19 protein-coding genes are annotated in these 17,552 nt (G+C 66.2%); 12 read left to right on the forward strand and 7 right to left on the reverse strand.

Annotated features, from left to right (window positions below; all coding sequences use genetic code 11):
* Positions 1-3: 3 nt before the first annotated feature.
* Both HLH36_RS02220 and HLH36_RS02225 read right to left on the reverse strand, forming a co-directional pair.
* Positions 4-792, reverse strand: a complete 789-nt coding sequence (locus HLH36_RS02220) for an OmpW/AlkL family protein (protein ID WP_182984829.1) — start codon at positions 790-792, stop codon at positions 4-6.
* An 85-nt stretch (positions 793-877) separates the two neighbouring features.
* A complete protein-coding gene (locus HLH36_RS02225; RefSeq protein ID WP_182984830.1) occupies positions 878-1,354 on the reverse strand; it encodes a hypothetical protein in 477 nt (158 codons plus the stop codon).
* 183 nt (positions 1,355-1,537) lie between these two features.
* Between HLH36_RS02225 and HLH36_RS02230 the strand changes: the two genes are divergently transcribed.
* Positions 1,538-2,293, forward strand: a complete 756-nt coding sequence (locus HLH36_RS02230) for a Crp/Fnr family transcriptional regulator (RefSeq protein WP_182984831.1) — start codon at positions 1,538-1,540, stop codon at positions 2,291-2,293.
* Positions 2,294-2,414: 121 nt separating this feature from the next.
* Here HLH36_RS02230 and HLH36_RS02235 read toward each other — a convergent pair whose 3' ends face one another.
* Complete coding sequence (locus tag HLH36_RS02235) at positions 2,415-3,644, reverse strand: AI-2E family transporter (protein ID WP_182984832.1); 1,230 nt, start codon at positions 3,642-3,644, stop codon at positions 2,415-2,417.
* Positions 3,645-3,941: 297 nt separating this feature from the next.
* On the opposite strand from HLH36_RS02235, the gene pqqA reads away from it, so the two are divergent.
* Genes pqqA through pqqE form a run of 5 tightly spaced genes read left to right on the forward strand, consistent with a single transcriptional unit; the run spans position 3,942 to position 7,127 of the window.
* Entirely contained in the window at positions 3,942-4,022 is an 81-nt protein-coding gene (gene pqqA / locus HLH36_RS02240; RefSeq protein WP_012224451.1) for a pyrroloquinoline quinone precursor peptide PqqA, read from the forward strand.
* A 60-nt stretch (positions 4,023-4,082) separates the two neighbouring features.
* Positions 4,083-5,006, forward strand: coding sequence for a pyrroloquinoline quinone biosynthesis protein PqqB (gene pqqB, locus HLH36_RS02245; protein ID WP_182984833.1), 924 nt, complete (start codon positions 4,083-4,085; stop codon positions 5,004-5,006).
* A complete protein-coding gene (gene pqqC, locus HLH36_RS02250) occupies positions 5,003-5,740 on the forward strand; it encodes a pyrroloquinoline-quinone synthase PqqC (RefSeq protein ID WP_182977814.1) in 738 nt (245 codons plus the stop codon). Before pqqB ends, pqqC begins: the two co-directional genes overlap by 4 nt.
* Positions 5,737-6,030, forward strand: a complete 294-nt coding sequence (pqqD, locus tag HLH36_RS02255) for a pyrroloquinoline quinone biosynthesis peptide chaperone PqqD (RefSeq protein WP_182984834.1) — start codon at positions 5,737-5,739, stop codon at positions 6,028-6,030. Before pqqC ends, pqqD begins: the two co-directional genes overlap by 4 nt.
* Positions 6,027-7,127: a pyrroloquinoline quinone biosynthesis protein PqqE gene (gene pqqE, locus HLH36_RS02260; protein ID WP_182984835.1), complete on the forward strand. Its 1,101-nt coding sequence runs from the start codon at positions 6,027-6,029 to the stop codon at positions 7,125-7,127. Before pqqD ends, pqqE begins: the two co-directional genes overlap by 4 nt.
* Before the next feature lie 147 nt (positions 7,128-7,274).
* Here the strand turns inward: pqqE and HLH36_RS02265 are convergent, their stop codons facing one another.
* The 3 genes from HLH36_RS02265 to HLH36_RS02275 all read right to left on the reverse strand — a co-directional run bounded on the left by HLH36_RS02265 (position 7,275) and on the right by HLH36_RS02275 (position 9,856).
* Positions 7,275-7,751, reverse strand: coding sequence for a TM2 domain-containing protein (locus HLH36_RS02265; protein WP_182984836.1), 477 nt, complete (start codon positions 7,749-7,751; stop codon positions 7,275-7,277).
* A 61-nt stretch (positions 7,752-7,812) separates the two neighbouring features.
* Complete coding sequence (locus HLH36_RS02270) at positions 7,813-9,252, reverse strand: DHA2 family efflux MFS transporter permease subunit (RefSeq protein ID WP_182984837.1); 1,440 nt, start codon at positions 9,250-9,252, stop codon at positions 7,813-7,815.
* A gap of 34 nt (positions 9,253-9,286) precedes the next feature.
* Positions 9,287-9,856 carry a hydrolase gene (locus HLH36_RS02275; protein ID WP_182984838.1) on the reverse strand — a complete coding sequence of 190 codons (570 nt, stop codon included), beginning with the start codon at positions 9,854-9,856 and terminating at the stop codon, positions 9,287-9,289.
* Between the two features lie 108 nt (positions 9,857-9,964).
* Here HLH36_RS02275 and HLH36_RS02280 point away from each other — a divergent pair, with 108 nt between their 5' ends.
* Positions 9,965-10,594: a TetR/AcrR family transcriptional regulator gene (locus HLH36_RS02280; RefSeq protein WP_182984839.1), complete on the forward strand. Its 630-nt coding sequence runs from the start codon at positions 9,965-9,967 to the stop codon at positions 10,592-10,594.
* Here HLH36_RS02280 and HLH36_RS02285 read toward each other — a convergent pair.
* Positions 10,555-11,511 carry a serine hydrolase gene (locus HLH36_RS02285; protein ID WP_182984840.1) on the reverse strand — a complete coding sequence of 319 codons (957 nt, stop codon included), beginning with the start codon at positions 11,509-11,511 and terminating at the stop codon, positions 10,555-10,557. The two genes, HLH36_RS02280 and HLH36_RS02285, sit on opposite strands and share 40 nt — an antisense overlap.
* Before the next feature lie 199 nt (positions 11,512-11,710).
* On the opposite strand from HLH36_RS02285, the gene HLH36_RS02290 reads away from it, so the two are divergent.
* From HLH36_RS02290 to HLH36_RS02310, 5 genes are all read left to right on the forward strand, one after another.
* Complete coding sequence (locus tag HLH36_RS02290; protein ID WP_182984841.1) at positions 11,711-12,958, forward strand: FAD-dependent oxidoreductase; 1,248 nt, start codon at positions 11,711-11,713, stop codon at positions 12,956-12,958.
* A 4-nt stretch (positions 12,959-12,962) separates the two neighbouring features.
* A complete protein-coding gene (locus HLH36_RS02295; RefSeq protein ID WP_182984842.1) occupies positions 12,963-13,373 on the forward strand; it encodes a c-type cytochrome in 411 nt (136 codons plus the stop codon).
* A 70-nt stretch (positions 13,374-13,443) separates the two neighbouring features.
* Entirely contained in the window at positions 13,444-14,334 is an 891-nt protein-coding gene (locus HLH36_RS02300) for a LysR family transcriptional regulator (RefSeq protein ID WP_182984843.1), read from the forward strand.
* Between the two features lie 141 nt (positions 14,335-14,475).
* Positions 14,476-16,095 (forward strand): serine hydrolase, encoded by a 1,620-nt coding sequence (locus HLH36_RS02305; protein ID WP_182984844.1) that lies wholly within the window; start codon positions 14,476-14,478, stop codon positions 16,093-16,095.
* Between the two features lie 231 nt (positions 16,096-16,326).
* Positions 16,327-17,547, forward strand: coding sequence for an FAD-dependent oxidoreductase (locus HLH36_RS02310; protein WP_182984845.1), 1,221 nt, complete (start codon positions 16,327-16,329; stop codon positions 17,545-17,547).
* Positions 17,548-17,552: the final 5 nt, after the last annotated feature.

A 17,552-nucleotide genomic window follows, 5' to 3' on the forward strand; every position in this document is an offset into this window, starting at 1 on the left:
GGGTCAGAACCGGTATTCGATACCGGCGCCGACCACGGTCGGGTCGAGCGAGTCATGCGCCTTGATGAAGGGGCTGCTGGTGCCGCGATCGTTGGCCCAGGCATGCATCCGCATGAACATCTGCTTGACGTCGAAATTGAAGAACCAGTTGCCCACCAGCTGATAATCGAAGCCCGCATTGACCGACGGGCCACCGGTAAAGCCGACATTCAGCTTCTGCACCAGGCCACCGGCCGGCGAGACATTGTGGAACCAGGCCATCGTGCCGCCGACACCCACATAGGGGTTGAAGCGCTTGTGCGGCCGGAAATGCCACGCAAAGGTCACGGTGGGCGGCAGCACCCAGGCGCTGCCGACATCGACATGGGCCGCCCCGCCGACGCCCTCGGCCGCAACCTCATGCCGCGAGCTGGCGGCGATCAGGTCCACCGACAGATTGTCGGTGAAGAAATATTCGAACGTCAGTTCCGGCGTGACCTGGCGCGTGGTCTTGATCCGGCCCGGCACCGCCGCGTTGTTGATCCACAGCTTGCTGTCGCGGTCTTCGGGCAGCACGCCCAGCGCGGACAGGCGGATCAGGAAATCGCCTTTGCCCAGGCCGATCTTCGTGCTGGCGCAGGTCTCGAACAGGCCACAATGGCCGCCGCGCGAGGGCGGCGGCGGGACGGCATCGGAGGTAACAGGCGCATTGACATAGGCCGACGGCGTCGCCGTCTGGGCACGTCCCGCGCCCGGCACCAGCGCCAACAGGCCGGCCAGGGCCGGGACGACGAGGCTACGGGTCAATTTCATCGTGTACGCCTTTCAACTTTCAGCGATGAATCACATCGTGTGGAGTGCATTGATCACGCACCGCCTGTCATCGCCTTGACATAAATCAAGCCATATTCTGCGATATCTCGATCAGCGTCCGAAACGGCATCGGGTGGGCCATATCCCGCCCCCGCGTCGCCATGCGTGCCAGCAGCGCAGGCTGGTCCCCGGGCAGAACGACGCGCGCGCTGCCGCACCCGGCCTCGCATGCCATATTTTCCAATGCGGGCAGAAAGGCATCCAGCACCGACCCGGCCTCGCCGAAGGTCAGCGCGACGAAATGTTCCGCCGTCAGGACCCGCCCGTGGCGCATATCAGGATCGCAGTGGAAGGATATCAGTCCGCACGGCCGGCAGGCGGGGCCGTGGCGCGCCACAAGGATGCCCTGCCGGCCATGCGGGCCCGTGCGCATGGCGCGCCGCGCCAGGCGCATCCACGTTCCGCGCGCCATCGCGGGATAGGCCGTGCGCACCAGCGGATAGGCCAGCGCGACGTCCTCGGGCCGCAGAAGACCGACGACAAAGCCGGTGTCAGGGTTCATGATCGGGAGCGGCAGAGGCCATCCATGCCTGCACGCTTGGGTCCGATGAAGTAAAAGGCATTGATTCAGATCAATTCAGCCCGCATTCTGTCCTATGTTCGGCCCAAGCGGACGGATGGCCGCCTGTGCCGAAACGACCGGCCCGCTCTCCGGCGGGCCTGAACCGGGAGGAACCCGGACGATATGTCTGACCAGACCACCTGCCGGCGCGATGCCCGCCCGCGCCGCCTGATCCTGGCCGGAGCCCACCGGCAGCCCGGCTATTGCCTGACCTGCGGCATCCGGGCCCAGAGCGTATGCAGCGTCATCGACGATGACGACATCGCCCGACTGGCCGAAACGGCGGTCGAGACGCTGGTCCTGCCCGGCCGCACCTTCATCGAGGAAGGCGCCGCGGCCACCGATTTCTACAATATCACCTCGGGCAGCGTGAAACTGTTCAAGGCACTGCCCGACGGGCGGCGGCAGATCACGGGCTTCGCCACCACCGGGCATTTCCTGGGCCTTGCGGTGTCGGACCAGTATGCCTTCGGCGCCGAAGCGATCGACACGGTGCGGCTGTGCCGGTTTTCGCGGCCGCGCATGCGGCAGTTGATGGACGATTTCCCCCGGCTGGAACGCCGGTTGCTGGCGGAAGCGTCGAACGAACTGGTGGCGGCGCAGAACCAGATGCTGCTGCTGGGCCGCAAGACGGCGCGCGAGCGGGTGGCCAGCTTCCTGCTGGAACGCATGCGCGAAGCCCAGGACCCGGCCGAGGACGTGCCGCTGCCGATGACCCGGTCGGACATGGCCGATTATCTGGGCCTGACGATCGAGACCGTAAGCCGGACGCTGAGCTGGATGCGTACCGAACGGCTGGTCGCGATCGGCAAGGGCCACACCGTGCGCATCGTCGCCATGGAACGCCTGCAAACCCTCGCCGCCGGCGACGCTGCCTGAAAAGCGCCGCTGCCGGCGATCCGACGCGCGTTTCCTGCGCGTCGGTGCTCACGGCCCATCGGACCGCTCCCGCTCGGCATCGGCACTTTTCAGGCAGCGTCGTCCTTAATCGGCCTCGTACTTAATCGGCTTCGGGGCTCGGCTCTGGAATAACGGCAGGCGGATGCGCCTTCGGGCCGCGCGTGGGGCCGCCGACAATGTGGCCGATCGGGGTCAGCACCTCGACATGGTCGCAGATGATCTTGAAGACCGCGAGCATCGGCACCGACAGGAAGGCCCCCCAGACCCCCCACAGCCAGTCCCAGAACATCAGCGACCCCATGACCAGCACGGGATTGAGCGTGAAGCGCCGGGCCAGGACCATCGGGGTGATCGTCTCGCCTTCCATCAGATGGATGCACAGATAGACCATCGGCGGCAGCAGCGCCTGAAGGACCGAGGGAAAGACGAACAGGCTGATGACGAAATAGATCACGATCCCGGTCAGCGGACCGATGATGGGGATGTAGTTCAGCAGAAAGGCCAGCACGCCCCACAGCAGCGGGTTGGGCAGGCCGAACGCCCAGCATTGCAGCATGTTCGCCAGCCCGACCAGCACGTTGATGATCGTGATCGTCGTCAGGTACAGCGAGACGTTGCGTTCGATCTGGTAGGCGATCTGCACCGCGCGGCGCTTGTCGGCGAAGGTCGGCATGATCTCCACGAAGCGCCGCAGCAGGCTGTCGCCCTGCGCCAGCAGGAAGAACAGCATCAGCATCATGGTAAAGAGCTGGCCCACGAATGCCCGCGTCCCCAGCAGCACGCTGGAACCAAAGGTGCCCAGCCCCCCATCGGCCGACGGCGCGGACGGCGCCAGCAGCGCGACATGCCCACCGCCATGGCCGCTCCGGCCGCTGACCACGGCCAGAAAATTCTCGATCCGTTCGTTGGCGGCCTGGATCATCCGCAGCGGCCCGCCCAGGACCGCCATATGGGTCTGGATCGCGGCCATGGTCTGCGGCGCACGGCTGATCCAGCCGGCGGCGGGCACCGAAATGGCGGTGCCGATCGCCCCCACCACCCCGAACAGGCACAGGATCAGGAACAGCGCCGCCAGCGTCTTGGGCAGCCGCAACCGCGTATTCAGCACGCGCATCGGCGCGGACAGCAGCAGGTTGGCGACCAGCGCCAGCACGATCGGCAGGATGATCGCCGCCGCGAAATACAATGTGTAGAAGACCGCCAGCACCGTCAGGATCAGCAGGCAGATGGTCTGCGCGCTGAAGCGGCTGCGGCGCACGACCTCCCTGGCCCGCTGCTGCTGGCGCGCCTCGAACGTATCGGCTTCTTCGCTCTCGGGAGCCAGTTGCATGCCCCAGCCTCGCCAACGGCAACCGGCGGACAGGACCCGTCCCAACCGCCATGGCAGGTGGCGTAGTCCCCCGTCCGCGCCGACGCAAGGCATAACGCGTATCAGCATTGGTGCCGCGCATCGGGCGCGGTGCATGGAGGCCTCTCCGGCAGCCCGAATTCACAGAAACGTGAGTGATCGCGGCGGCAATGGTCCGGAAAATGCCGAGATCAAGACTTGAAAGCCGGCGCCATCGGGCGTCACATCCACCTTGAAAGCGGGAGCCCCGCCTTCATGACCTGAATGATGGAGGATCACATGGCCTGGACTGCTCCGAAGATCACCGAAGTTCCGCTGGGCGCGGAAATCAACAGCTACGTCTGCGGCCAGAAGAAATAAGCCGCATGAGACGCCGCCCAGCCTCGTGCGGGCGGCGTTTCTGTTCTAGATATCTGCGCCATGATCGACATCATCGTTCTCGGCGCGGCCGCTGGCGGCGGCTTTCCGCAATGGAATTCCAACGCACCCGGATGCCGGCGCGCCCGGGCGGGCGACCCTGATGCCCTGCCCAGGACCCAGGCCTCGATCGCCATCAGCGGCGATGGCGCCCACTGGTTCGTCGTCAATGCCTCCCCGGACCTGCGCACGCAGATCGGCCAGACGCCGGCGCTGCACCCGCATGAGGGCCTGCGCTCGACCCCCATCGCCGGGGTGATCCTGACCGGGGGCGAGGTCGATACCGTGACCGGCCTGCTGACCCTGCGCGAGCGCCAGCCCTTCACCCTGCTGGGCACCCGCCCGGTGCTGGACCTGCTGGACGCCAACCCGATCTTCGAGGCGCTGGACCGCGCCATCGTGCCGCGCCTGGCCCTGGCGCTGGACGCACCCCATGCGCTGACCCTGCCCGATGGAAAACCGGCCGGGCTGACGATCACCCCCTTCGCGGTGCCGGGCAAGGTGCCGCTCTATGCCGAAACCGGCCCCGATCCCGCCGCCATCGTCGAGAATGGCGAGACCGTGGGGCTGGCGATCACCGACGGCACACGCCATGTCTTCTTCATTCCCGGCTGCGCGCGCATGACCGGCGCGCTGCGGGCACGCCTGCGGGGGGCGGATATCGTGTTCTTCGACGGCACGCTCTGGACCGACGACGAAATGCTGCGCGCCGGGGTGGGGCAGAAGACCGGGCAGCGCATGGGCCATATGTCGGTCAGCGGCACGGACGGCACCATCAGCGCCCTGGCCGATCTGGACATCGGGCACAGGATTCTGATCCACATCAACAATTCCAACCCCGTCCTGCTGGCCGACAGCCCCGAGCGCGCGGCAGCCCGCGCGGCGGGATGGGACGTGGCCTTCGACGGTATGAGGATGACGGTATGACGGGCCTTCCACTCTCCCCTGACGAACTGGAGGCCGCGCTGCGCGCCATCGGCGCCGAGCGCTACCACAATCTGCACCCGTTCCACCGGGCGCTGCATGACGGGCGCCTGACGAAGGGCCAGGTCCAGGCCTGGGCGCTGAACCGCTATTATTACCAGTGCCGCATCCCCGCCAAGGACGCGACCCTGCTGGCCCGGCTGCCGACGGCGGAGCTGCGCCGCGAATGGCGGCGGCGGCTGGTCGATCATGACGGCGACGCCCCGGGCACCGGCGGCGTCGCCCGCTGGCTGAAGCTCACCGATGGCGTGGGGCTGGACCGCGCCTATGTCGAGTCGCTGGAAGGGCTGCTGCCCGCCACGCGCTTCGCGGTCGATGCCTATGTGGATTTCGTGCGCGACCGCTCGATCCTGGAAGCCATCGCCTCATCGCTGACCGAACTGTTCTCGCCCACCATCATCAGCGAGCGCGTGGCGGGCATGCTGCACCATTATGATTTCGTCACCCCGGAAACGCTGGCCTATTTCCAGCCCCGGCTGACCCAGGCCCCGCGCGATTCCGACTTCGCCCTGGCCTATGTCCGCGAACATGCCCGCACCATTGCCGAGCAGAAAGCGGTGCTGGACGCGCTGACCTTCAAATGCGCCGTGCTGTGGTCGATGCTGGACGCGCTGGATTACGCCTATGTCGTCCCCGGCCGCATCCCGCCCGGCGCCTTCACGCCCGAACCCGCATGACCGACACCCCCACCCCGCCGGTCGCCGAAGACAGTGTCGTGCGCTTCCTGCGCGGGACCAGGCTGCAGCACGACCGGGTGCGCGACCAGTGGGTGATCCAGGCGCCGGAACGCGCCTTCATCGCCGATCCGGTCGCCGCCGAGATCCTGCGCCTGGTGGACGGCACGCGGCCGGTCGCCGCCATCATCGACATCCTGGCCGAACGGTTCGCCGCCCCCCGCCCGGTCATCGCCCATGACGTGCTGGAGATGATCGCCAGCCTGGCCCAGCGGCAGGTACTGACCGCATGACCGACACCCCCGTCCTGCCACCGATGAGCCTGCTGGCCGAGCTGACGCACCGCTGTCCGCTGCAATGCCCGTACTGCTCCAACCCGCTGGCACTGGACGGGCGGGAAGGCGAGCTGGCGACGGAAGACTGGCTCCGCGTGCTGGACCAGGCGGCGGAACTGGGCGTGTTGCAGGTCCATTTTTCGGGCGGCGAGCCGATGGCCCGCCGCGACCTGCCGCAACTGGTGCGTCACGCAGCCTCGCTGGGACTGTACAGCAACCTCATCACCTCCGGCGTGCTGCTGACCGAAGCCACCCTGGCGCAACTGGCCGGGGCCGGGCTGGACCATGTGCAGCTCTCGTTCCAGGACGTCGATACCGTCCCGGCCGAGACCATGGGCGGCATGCCGGGCGCGCAGGCGAAGAAACTGGCGGCCGCGCGCCTGATCGTGGCCGAGGGCATGCCGCTGACGACGAATTTCGTCATCCATCGCGGCAATGTCGGCCGCATCGGCCGCATGCTGGACCTGGCGGTGGACCTGGGCGCGCGCCGCGCCGAGATCGCGCACACCCAATATTACGGCTGGGGGCTGGTCAACCGCGCCGCCCTGATGCCCAGCCGCGCCCAGCTTGAAGAAGCGACCCGGGCGGTGGACGAGGCCCGCACACGGCTGGCCGGCAAGCTCGCGATCGACTACGTCACCCCCGATTACTATGCCGACCAGCCCAAGCCCTGCATGGGCGGCTGGGGCCGGCGCTTCGTCAATGTCTCGCCCACCGGGCACGTCCTGCCCTGCCACGCCGCCGAGACGATCAAGAGCGTACCCATCCCCGACATCCGCACCGACAGCCTGGGCGCGATCTGGGCCGACGCACCGCTCTTCCGCCTGTTTCGCGGCACGGACTGGATGCCCGAACCCTGTCGCGGCTGCGACCAGCGCGAACAGGATTGGGGCGGCTGCCGCTGCCAGGCCCTGGCCCTGCTGGGCGACGCCGCGGCAACCGACCCGGTCTGCACCCGCTCGCCCGACCACGCCCGGATCAGCAAGATCCTGGCCGACCTGCCCGAAACACCGCCGCCCCTGGTCTACCGCCGCTACGGCAACGCGCCGGGCTGAGGGCATCGGCACGCAGTATCCGATGATGCTCGTCGCCATCCTGCTTTTCAGGCCATCCCAACCGGAACGGTCCTGATCGCTCTCACCTTGCCGCCGTCACGGCTCCCCCATGACCAAACCCGGTCATGGGGGAGCGAGCGCATCCGCTCAGAACCATTCTTTCTGATGGGCAACGTACGTCTCGTAGAAATCCTGATCGGACTTCGAGATGTAAATAATGCCCTCGATAAAGGCGATCAGCCAGATAACCGCACCGGGTATCCCAAAAAAGATAAAGCCGAACATCGTAACAAGAAGCATTACGATACCGGCCTTGTTGTACCCCAGATAGAATTTATGGATACCGAACCCGCCCAGAAAAAACGCCAGCAGACCCGCAACGACCTTCGACTTTTCCCCTGACGCGCTGATCTCTATATTGATGCCGCCCATTGGCGGATCAGGCATGACGAATATCGAGAGCGCCTCGCCATTGCTCTGGTCGAAATCGACTTTCGCGCCTTTCTTCAGGGAAGAAAAATCGGATCTTACGCTCGTTCCCTTGAATGTGTACCGATTATTATCGTCCCCGCTGATCAATCCTTCTCCATTCCTGGGGTCATAATCGAGAACGGTTCCGCGCATCTTGTCCCACCCGCAAATCCTGTGCCGCCTCCGTCAACCTAGAGATCCGGGATAATTTTCGTCAATTCGAAACACCCGGTGCCTTTCCCGCCCCCCGTCCGGCCAGCCGTACCGGCAGCAGGCGGGTTGTCAGCAGCAGCACGGCATGCAGTACGCACAACAGACCGAGCCCCATGACAAAGACCCGCGAGGTCATGAAGGGGCTGGCGGATGCCTGTCCGCCCAGGGCCATCGCGCACAGCGTCGTCCAGATCGGCCCTCCCAGCCTCTGCACGATATTCAGCGCCGTCGTCGCCACCGGCAGTTCCTCCCGCTTCACCGCGGCATATCCCGCGCTCATCGACGGAATGCCGATCGCGCCCATCCCGGCCCCCCGCAGAAACAGCGCGCCGGCCAGGATTGAAAAAGCGAGACCGTGCTGGGCAAGAAACACAAGCAGCAGAGTACCCGCAAACGCCGCCAGCGCACCGCAATTCGTCAGTTTGCGGATACCGAACCGGTCCGTGAGCCGCCCCATCAGCGGATAGGCGCACATCATGCCCAGCCCCATCGGCGTCATCAGCCAGCCAACCCGGTCGGGCGACAGGCCACATCCATGGATCAGCCAGACCGGCACGAGCATCTGCCCCGCGAACAGGGCGCCGTTCAGCAGGAACAGGGTGATCACCGAAGCGGAAAAGACCCGCCCCCCGAACAGCCGCAGGTCGATCAGGGCCCCATCACCCTTCCGATGCGCCCACGCGCCATACAGCGCGAAGAGCAACAGCCCACAGCAGGCCAGCGCGCCGCCCATGCGCTGGCCAAGACGATCGATGCCATAAAGAAAGAACACAAGAGCCGGCGAAAGCAGCGCCAGACCGGTCAGGTCGAGCACGCGCGGGCGCGTCTGCTGCCTGTCATCGGGCAGGAAATGCCACGCGAGTACAAAAGCCAGGAGGCCGACCGGCAGGTTGAAGAGAAAGATCCAACGCCAGGAGGCAAATGTCAGAATCCCGCCCGCGACGACCGGCCCCAGAAGCGGCGCCAGCAGGACCGGCATCACCACCATGCTGGCCACGCGCGGCATATGCCGGCCGGCGGCGCGCGCGACCAGCATCTGCGCCATGGGCGCCAGCAGGCCGCCCGCCATGCCCTGCAACACGCGAAAACCGATCAGCGATGGTGCCGACCATGCCAGTCCGCACAGGCCCGATGCCAGGGTGAATGCGGCGAAACACCACAGATACAGCGCCCTGGCACCGATGCGATCGACCAGCCAGCCATTGAGCGGCAATGTGAGCGCCAGCGCCAGGAGATACCCGCTCATGATCCACTGGATGGTCGGAAACGTCGCATGCAGCGTGCCCGCCAGCCCCGGCAGCGAGACGTTCACGATCGTGGCGTCGAGCTGCGACATGAACGAACCGATGGCCGCGACACTGGCAATTTTCCAGATGCCGGGCGGCAGGCGGTCGCTTTCCCCCGGCGAGGCGGGCGCGTCCGTCTCCGGGACGCGGCTCATGCTGAAAAGCCGGGGCTGGACATGCGGCGGCGGTTCAGGCCGTCAGTTCGACGGCATCGGTGGCCGTCACCCGGCCGAGCATCGGAAAGATATGGTCGAAGGCAAAACGATGCATCTCCACCGACAGGCCGGACGTCGCGTCCTCCGCCACCACCACCGCATAACCATGCTCATGCGCCGCCCGGGCGGTGGATTCCACGCCCATATTGGTCGCAATCCCGCCGAGTACGATCGTCGTGATACCGCGCCGGCGCAGTTGCAGGTCCAGATCCGTGCCGTAGAAGGCGCCCCATTGGCGCTTCGTGACCATCAGGTCGCCCGGTTCGGCCAGACCGTCCACCAGTTCGGTCCAATCCTCGGCAAAGCCACCCGGCGGCGGGGAAAACGGCCGATCGACCGGTGTACGTAGCGCATCGGCGAAATCGGGCGCGAAGGCGACATTGACCAGCACCACCGGCGCACCGGCCGCACGGAAACGACCAGCCAGGCGCCTGCCGCGCGCCACCACGTCGTCCCCCGCGTAAGGCGCCAGGGCGCGGCCGACGATGCCTTTCTGGAGGTCGATCAACACCAGGGCGGTCCGGGAAGCGGGAAGGGATATCATGATGCGGCTCCGATATCGTTGCGCTCGTTCCCCTCCCCGGCGCGTTGCCGGCTCGGGCGGGAGTCGGTAGAATTTGAGGATAAACTCAAGCAGAGGCATTATTTGAGCATGTGCTCAACTTCGTCAAGGACCCATCGCACCGCGTTGCAGCCCCAGCGCGCGGTCGGCCGCCAGCGGGTGGCGGACCTGCTGGCAGCGGCATCCGACCTGATCGCCGAACACGGATACGAGGCAACGACCATGGCCGCGATCGCGAAACGGGCGGGCGCCCGGATCGGGTCGCTCTATCGCTTTTTCCCGAACAAGGAGGCGATCGCCGATACCCTGCTGCACCAGCATCTCGACATACTGCGCGCAGCATATGACGCGCTCGGCCAGCGCGCGGCCGGCGCCACGCCCGAGGAACTGGCCGATCTCCTGATCGATCTGCTGACCACGCTCTACCCGCGCGTGAAATCGCTTCCCGCCCTGATGGATGTCCGCACCGACCGGACCGAACTCAGCCGGCAGTCGCGGACCAAGGCGCTGGCCGGCATTTCCGCCGCGCTGGTCGCCTGCGCGCCGAAGCTGGACCGGCAGGAGGCCGACGATATCGCGACCGTCGTGCTCAACAACATGAAGACGATGCTGGGCATGGTCCGGAAGACCGTGCCGACATCGCCGGGCGCGCCGGCCGAACTGCGCCTGATGAACCGGCTCTACCTCGCAGCCCGATTGACGCCGTTGCGGTCGGGATAAGGCGCGGCCCGGCGATGATAGGCCGCGAAGACGGTCTCCGAAATGGCGTTCAGCACCTTGATGCCCGCCGCTTCGTCAGGCAGGTCGCGGCTCAGCTCCACCAGGATATAGTGCGCCCCGTTCGGCAGGAAGACGATCGCGGCATCGTTGCGCACGCCATGGACCCACCCGGTCTTGTGGGCCACCGGCGTGCCTGCGGGCAGGCCGGGCGGGATGATGTCGTTGAAGGTCTGGCCGAGCATGACGCCGATCATCTCCCGGCTCTCGGCAGGGCCGACGATGGCACCATGGTCGAGCTTCTGCAGGAACCCACCCAGCCCGCGCGCGGTGACCCGATTGCGAATCCCCTCCGCGTCGGCATCGAAATCCTCGATCATGCGGCCGAAGACAATGCCCTCCAGCCCCTGCCGCGCGACGACGGCACGGATCGGCATCACCCCCAGCCGCTCGATCATCAGATTGGTGGCGAGGTTGCTGCTGTACTGGATCATCACCCGCAGCAGTTCGGTCACGGTGACGGGCCTGCCGGCCTGGGCATAAAGCGGATCGTAGGAATCCTCCTTCTGGTCCAGCGAAAAGCTGCGCGTACCGACCAGCGAATGGAAGCGGTTATGGACGGTAACCGCTTCGTCCGGCTTCAGCGTACCGTCGCGGAAGGCAGCATAGGCGGCATCGAGGACAAGGAGCTTGATGGTGCTGGCGGCATTGATGGGTTCGTCACAGCGCAGGCACACATCCGGCGCCTGCCCCGACGGCGCGGCATAGACGGCAAATGTCCCCGGCTGACCCGCCGCAATCCGCGCGACCGAATCCGCCAGAGCCTCCGCGCCGGCCGGCCGGGCCGCCGCGACCAGAAAAGCCAGCGCGCACAGGGCGGCGCCACCGCATGTCAGAAAACGCATTCCGGATAGCGGCATGCTCGATCTCCTCGCCGGCAAATTCGCCTCGTTATGAAAAGGTTATAATCTTCGTTTCCCTACCATACCAATTCATCGAGGTTCCTGCGGGTTAGCCTTGGGTTATGACCTGTGGAAAAATTTGGCCTTCCTAAGCGAGCCGCGATCGGCGAAGGAGGATGGAGCGGTCGATAAAGCAGCAGGGCGGTGCGGCGCGGTCATGGATACAGGCAGGATTCTTTCGCGCCGAGGCGTGTTCGCAGGCGGAGCCGCCCTGGGCGCGGTCACGATGATGGCGGGCGAACGCGTGCTGCTGCCGCATGCCGCATCGGCGGGGGATGCCCTGGCCCCACAGCACCGGCCCCGGCTGGCATCGCTGCATCCGCGCGTGGATCAGATCACCGACATCAAGGTCTGTATCCGGCCGTTTCGCGCCGCCGGCCCAAGGCTGGATGTCGAGCGGATCGGAGACAGGACGATCTTCCATAATTACGGCCATGGCGGCAGCGGCTGGTCCCTGTCCTGGGGTTCGGCCAATCTGGTGGTCGGCAAGGTGGCGGCCACGCTGAATCGCAGGGTCGCCGTCATCGGCTGCGGCATCGTCGGGCTGACGGCCGCGCTGACGGCGCAGCGCGCGGGCTTCGACGTGACGATCTATACGCGCGACCTGCTGCCGCACACACGCTCGGTCCGCGCCAACGGAAGCTGGACGCCGGATTCCCGGATCGCGCTGACCCAGACCGCCGGTCCCGCCTTCGCCGACCAGTGGGAGCAGATGGCGCGGTTTTCATGGGCCACCTACCGGACCTATCTCGGCCTGTCCGGCGCGCCGATCATGTTCCAGGATAATTACATCCTCTCGGACAAACCCTTCGACGACAAGCCGCCACCAGCCCCGCCCGCCGGCGCACCCGGAAGGATGCCGCGCGCAACGGAAGATTTCGCAACCTATGAAAGCAGGATCCGCGACATCGTCCCGGCGGTCGAGGATATTCCCGAAGCGGAAAACCCGTTCGCCGCGCCGCACGCGCGGCGCCAGTCGCTGATGATCTACAATTTCGGCGCCTATGGCCATCTGCTGCTGTCGGAGTTCCATCAGGCCGGCGGCCGCATCGTCATCCGCGAATTCCACAGCCCGCAGGACCTGACATCGCTGCCGGAGAAGGTGATCATCAACTGCCCCGGCTACGCGGCGCGGGACTGGTGGCGCGATGACAGCCTGATCCCCGTCCGGGGCCAGACGGCGTGGCTGCCGCCGCGCCCTGAGGCACCCTACGGCCTCGATTACCGGGGCGCGGCCCTGCTGTCGAAGACCGACGGCGTGATGATCCAGGCCGTCGATCTCGACGGGCTGGGCGAGATGACGGGCGTGGGCAATTCCTTCGAACATCCCGACCCGACGGAGGCCGCACGCGCCATCGGCATATTCGCCGACCTGTTCGCGCGCATGCCAATAGTGGGCGGATAACCTGATGATGCGGACCAAAGACATGATAACCCGCGGCATCGCCACATGCGCGCTCGGCCTCGCCCTTCTGCCCGGCCCGGCCCCGGCACGGCCGCCTGCCGCCAGCACGGCCTGCACCGAACTGGCGCACGGCGCGGACCTCTATCGCGCAGCCTGCGCGATGTGCCATGGCGCACATCTGGATGGGAATTTCCAAACCCCGGCACTGACCGGCCGCTTTGTCGCCAACTGGGCCGGCGCACCGGTCTCGGCGCTTGAGGCCTATGTCCATCGGGCCATGCCGCTGATGGCGCCGGGCACATTGTCGCCGGACGATACACGGGCGATCGTCGCGTTCCTGCTGGAGGCGAACAACCTCCCGCAGGGCAGGACCGTGCGCGTGGGGCCGAGGAAGGCGCTGGCCTGTCCATCGTAGAGCCGGGTTTTATGTTCTCTTCTTTTTTTCAAAAAAGAACAGAAACCCACCCAAGGGAGTCCAGACCGCCATGCGCCTGCGCCAGATCGAAGTCTTCTACGCGATCATGACGACGGGCTCGCTACGACGTGCCGCCGAAGTTCTGCATGTCTCGCAGCCAGCCGCGAGCAAGGTGCTGCGCTACGCCGAACAATCGCTGGGGTTTGCGCTGTTCGAGCGGGCAGGCGGCCGGCTGGTGCCGACGCGCGAGGCGCGGATCATGCTGCCGCATGTGAATGCCATTTTCGAAAAACTGTCGGACCTCAAACGCCTGACCGACAATCTGCGCTATGCGCGCGACGGGCATTCGATCAGCATCGGCTGCGTGCCGAGCCTGGGGTTGAGCCTGGTGCCGCGCGTGGTGCAACGCTACCGCACCGACCACCCGGGCATGGAACTGACGATCGACGCGCTGCACGGCACCGAAATCGTGTCGCGTATCCTCAACCATGATCTCGACCTCGGGATCGTGTTCGGCGATTACACGCGCGACGGGCTGACCGCGCTGCATATCGCCGATATTCCGCTGCTGATGATCGACGGCCAGGGCGGGGAGGGTCCCGTCAACCTCGCCGCGATCGATCCGACGCGCTATATCGGCCTGAGCGAGAACGATCCCACGGCCCGCCTGCTCGACATGGCGCTGGACGAGGCAGGGATTCCGACCGCGGCGCCGGTGCGGGTACGCACCCATTTCATGGCGGCCGAACTCGTGCGCCTCGGCGGGGGCTGCGCCATCGTGGACGCCCTGACCGCGCTGCATCACCCGGGCCTGCCCCGGCCGCGCCCGCTGTCTCCGCCGCTGAGCGTGACCTGCACCGTCCTCTTCCGTGCCGACCACGCGCTGTCGCATATCTCGCAGAGTATTCTTGCCTTGTTGCGGAGCGAACTGGAAATCGATCTGGCCGCCCTGGCGGCATGACGCGTCGGGGCGATTACCCCAGGTTAAGGGAGACGTGCATCTGAGGAGGGGACGAGCCGAACGTTTCGTGCTCTTAATGGAACGATTTCCCTCGCGGCCCGTCCATCATCCGGGGCCGGAACTTCGCATTCAGGACCATCGATGATCCAGCGCTTCCGACATTCATGCATGATGGCCGCCTCGGCGATCGCTCTTCTGTCCGCGCCGTACGCCACCCACGCGGCATCGTTGCCGCCGGGGCTGACGGAGCAGGCCATCGACACGACGGTCGAACGCGCCCGGCAGGCCTTCGACGTGCCCGGCATCGCGGTGGCGGTGGTGCATGACGGCCAGATCGTATTCAGCCACGGCTATGGACGCCGGGCAGAGGACAAGGCCAGCGCGCCGGTCGACGGACGCACCCTGTTCGCCATCGGCTCCAACACCAAGGAATTCACCGCGACGGCGCTGGCGCTTCTGGTCGAGCAGGGCAAGCTGGGCTGGGATGACCGCGTCATCGACCATATGCCGGATTTTCGCGTCGCCGACCCGTCGATCACCCGGGATTTCCGCGTGTCGGACCTGCTGACCCATCATAGCGGCATGGGTCTGGGCGCCGGCGACCTGATGCTGTTCTCGCACAGCACGCTGACGCGGCCGGAAATCCTCGCCGGCCTGCCCTTCATGCCCTTCACCGCGCCCTTCCGCACCCGGTACGCCTATAACAACCTGCTCTATGTCGTGGCCGGCGCGCTGGTCGAACGGCTGACGGGGCAAAGCTGGGAAGATGTGGTCCAGAAGCGCCTGATCGACGCGGCGGGCCTCCCCGCCTGCCAGAGCACGCCGCCCGTCAAGGGCCAGGCGAACGTGGCCACCGGCGAGGGCGAAAGCGGCATCCTGCCCGACAGGGCATCGCGCCTGCTGCCCGGCGTGGCCCCCGCCGGCGGCATCTGGTGCAGCGTGGACGGCATGGCCCGCTGGGCCCAGACCTATCTCGATGGCGGCCGCACGCCGGACGGCAGACAGGTCTTCAGCCAGGCCAGCCGCGACGCGCTATGGGCACCGCACGCGCTGCTGCCCCTGCCCGATACGGCGGAGGCGACCAGGACCCATTTCCGCGCCTATGGCTATGGCTGGTTCATGGAAGATTTCTTCGGCTACAAGCGCGTCTGGCATACCGGGACCATCGACGGGATGGTCAGCTACATGACCTTCCTGCCGGAGCTGAAGACCGGCATCGTCATCCTGACCAATCATGACGACCACAACGCGACCTATTCCATCGCGACCACGCTGAGCGCCTATGCCGCGACCGGCACCAGCGCGGACTGGATCGCCCACTGGCGCGACGCCGAGAACGTCGAACACGCGGCAGAGGCAAAGGCAGCCGCCAGCACCGGCCCCGGCTCCCCCGCGCGTCCCTTCATCACACTGTCCGAAAGCGCGCAGCAGGATTATGTCGGCACCTATCGCGACGATTGGCGCGGCCCGATCACCATAAGCCGGCGGGGGCAGGACCTGCGGATGGCGTTCAGCCACGCCGACGGCCTGAGTGGAACACTCTCGGCCCTGCCGCACGATCTGTTCGTGGTCCGATGGGACGATCGCGGGCAGGACGGCTCCGACGATGCCTATGTGCAGTTCGAACGCGATGTCTCGGGCAAGGTGGTCGGGATGAGCATGCGCCTGATCGGGTCCGATTTCAGCTTCGATGCACAGGACCTGCATCCGAAGAAAGTGAGTTCTTCTTTTTCCGGAGAAAAAGAAGCAAAAGGACGTTAGCCCATTCAGGGACATCACACGCCCCAACACAAGGCTCCCGAACGAATCAAAAGTTTTTTGGTTCTTTTTTTCAAAAAAGAACAGAAACCACCGCCCCGCCACTCACAAGTTCATTATGATAAAAGAACAAAACCTTAACCACAGGTTATGAAAGGATGGCCTCTTTGCATTGGCTGGAACGGTCCCCCACTTCTAGGCTTGCTCCATTGCCTATCGAGACGCGGGAACCCCATGGCCGGCAGACGGAGCATCACCATCATCGGCGGGGGCGTCATCGGTCTCGCCGCCGCCTATGCCCTGGTCCGGGAGGGGCACGGCGTCACGCTGATCGAACGCCGCGAGGATATCGGGCAGGAAGCCAGTTTCGCGAATGGCGGGCAGCTCAGCTACCATTATGTCAGCCCGCTGGCCGATGCCGGCGTAGCGCGCGACGCCCTGGGCTGGCTGTTGCGCCCGCACGCGCCGATTTCGCTGCGGCTGCGGGCCGATCCGCATCAGTGGCGCTGGCTGCTCGGCTTTCTGGGCGCATGCAACCGGCGCACGAATCGCAAAAATGCCGCCATCCTGCTCGATCTTGCCCTGAGCGGCCAGGCGGCACTCCAGACATGGCGCGCTGCCGGACTGGACGATTTCCTGTGGCGCCGTCCCGGAAAGCTGGTTCTGTATCGCAATCCTTCCAAATTCCGCAAAGCGGCGCATGCCGTCACCGACCCGGAGCGGCAACGCACGCTGTCGCCCGCCGAATGCACGGCGATCGAACCCGCATTCGCCAGCCTGCAATCGCGCCTCGCGGGCGGGATCTTCTCGCCAGAGGACGAGGTCGGAGACTGTTTCCTGTTCTGCACGGCGCTGCACAAGGCACTGGCGGCGGAACCGGATTTCCGCCTGGTGCGCGGGCAGGCCGAACTCCGTCCCGGCCCGGGCGACCGCTGCGCCCTCGCTGTCGATGGCAGGCCGTTCGAGGCCGATCTCGTCATCCTCGCGGCGGGCATCGCCTCCCGCGCGCTGGCACGTCCGCTGGGGATCGACCTGCCGCTTTACGGCCTGAAGGGCTACAGCCTCACCACGCGGCCGCAACCCGGCATCCTGCCTTCGGTCAGCGTGACGGATTACGACAATCGCGTGGTCTATGCCGGGCTGGGCGACCGGCTGCGAGTGGCCGCGATGGTCGATATCGGGGCGGAAGACACGGTGCCAGCCCCCCGACGCCTGGCCGCACTGCGCGCATTGGTGGCGGAAACGCTGCCGGGCGCCTTCGGAGGCGGCGAGGACGCGCCCTGGGCCGGGCTGCGCCCCGCGACGCCAACCGGTGTTCCGGTCATCGGGCGCACCCGGTATGCCAATCTGCTGCTCAATGTCGGGCATGGTGCCCTCGGCTTCACATTGTCGGTCGGTTCGGCACTGCGGCTGAAACAGATCGTGGCCGGGGCCGATGCCCGGGCCATCGGGTAAGGAAG

It is taken from the genome of Gluconacetobacter aggeris (assembly GCF_014174395.1).
GTDB classification, from domain to species: Bacteria; Pseudomonadota; Alphaproteobacteria; order Acetobacterales; family Acetobacteraceae; genus Gluconacetobacter; species Gluconacetobacter aggeris.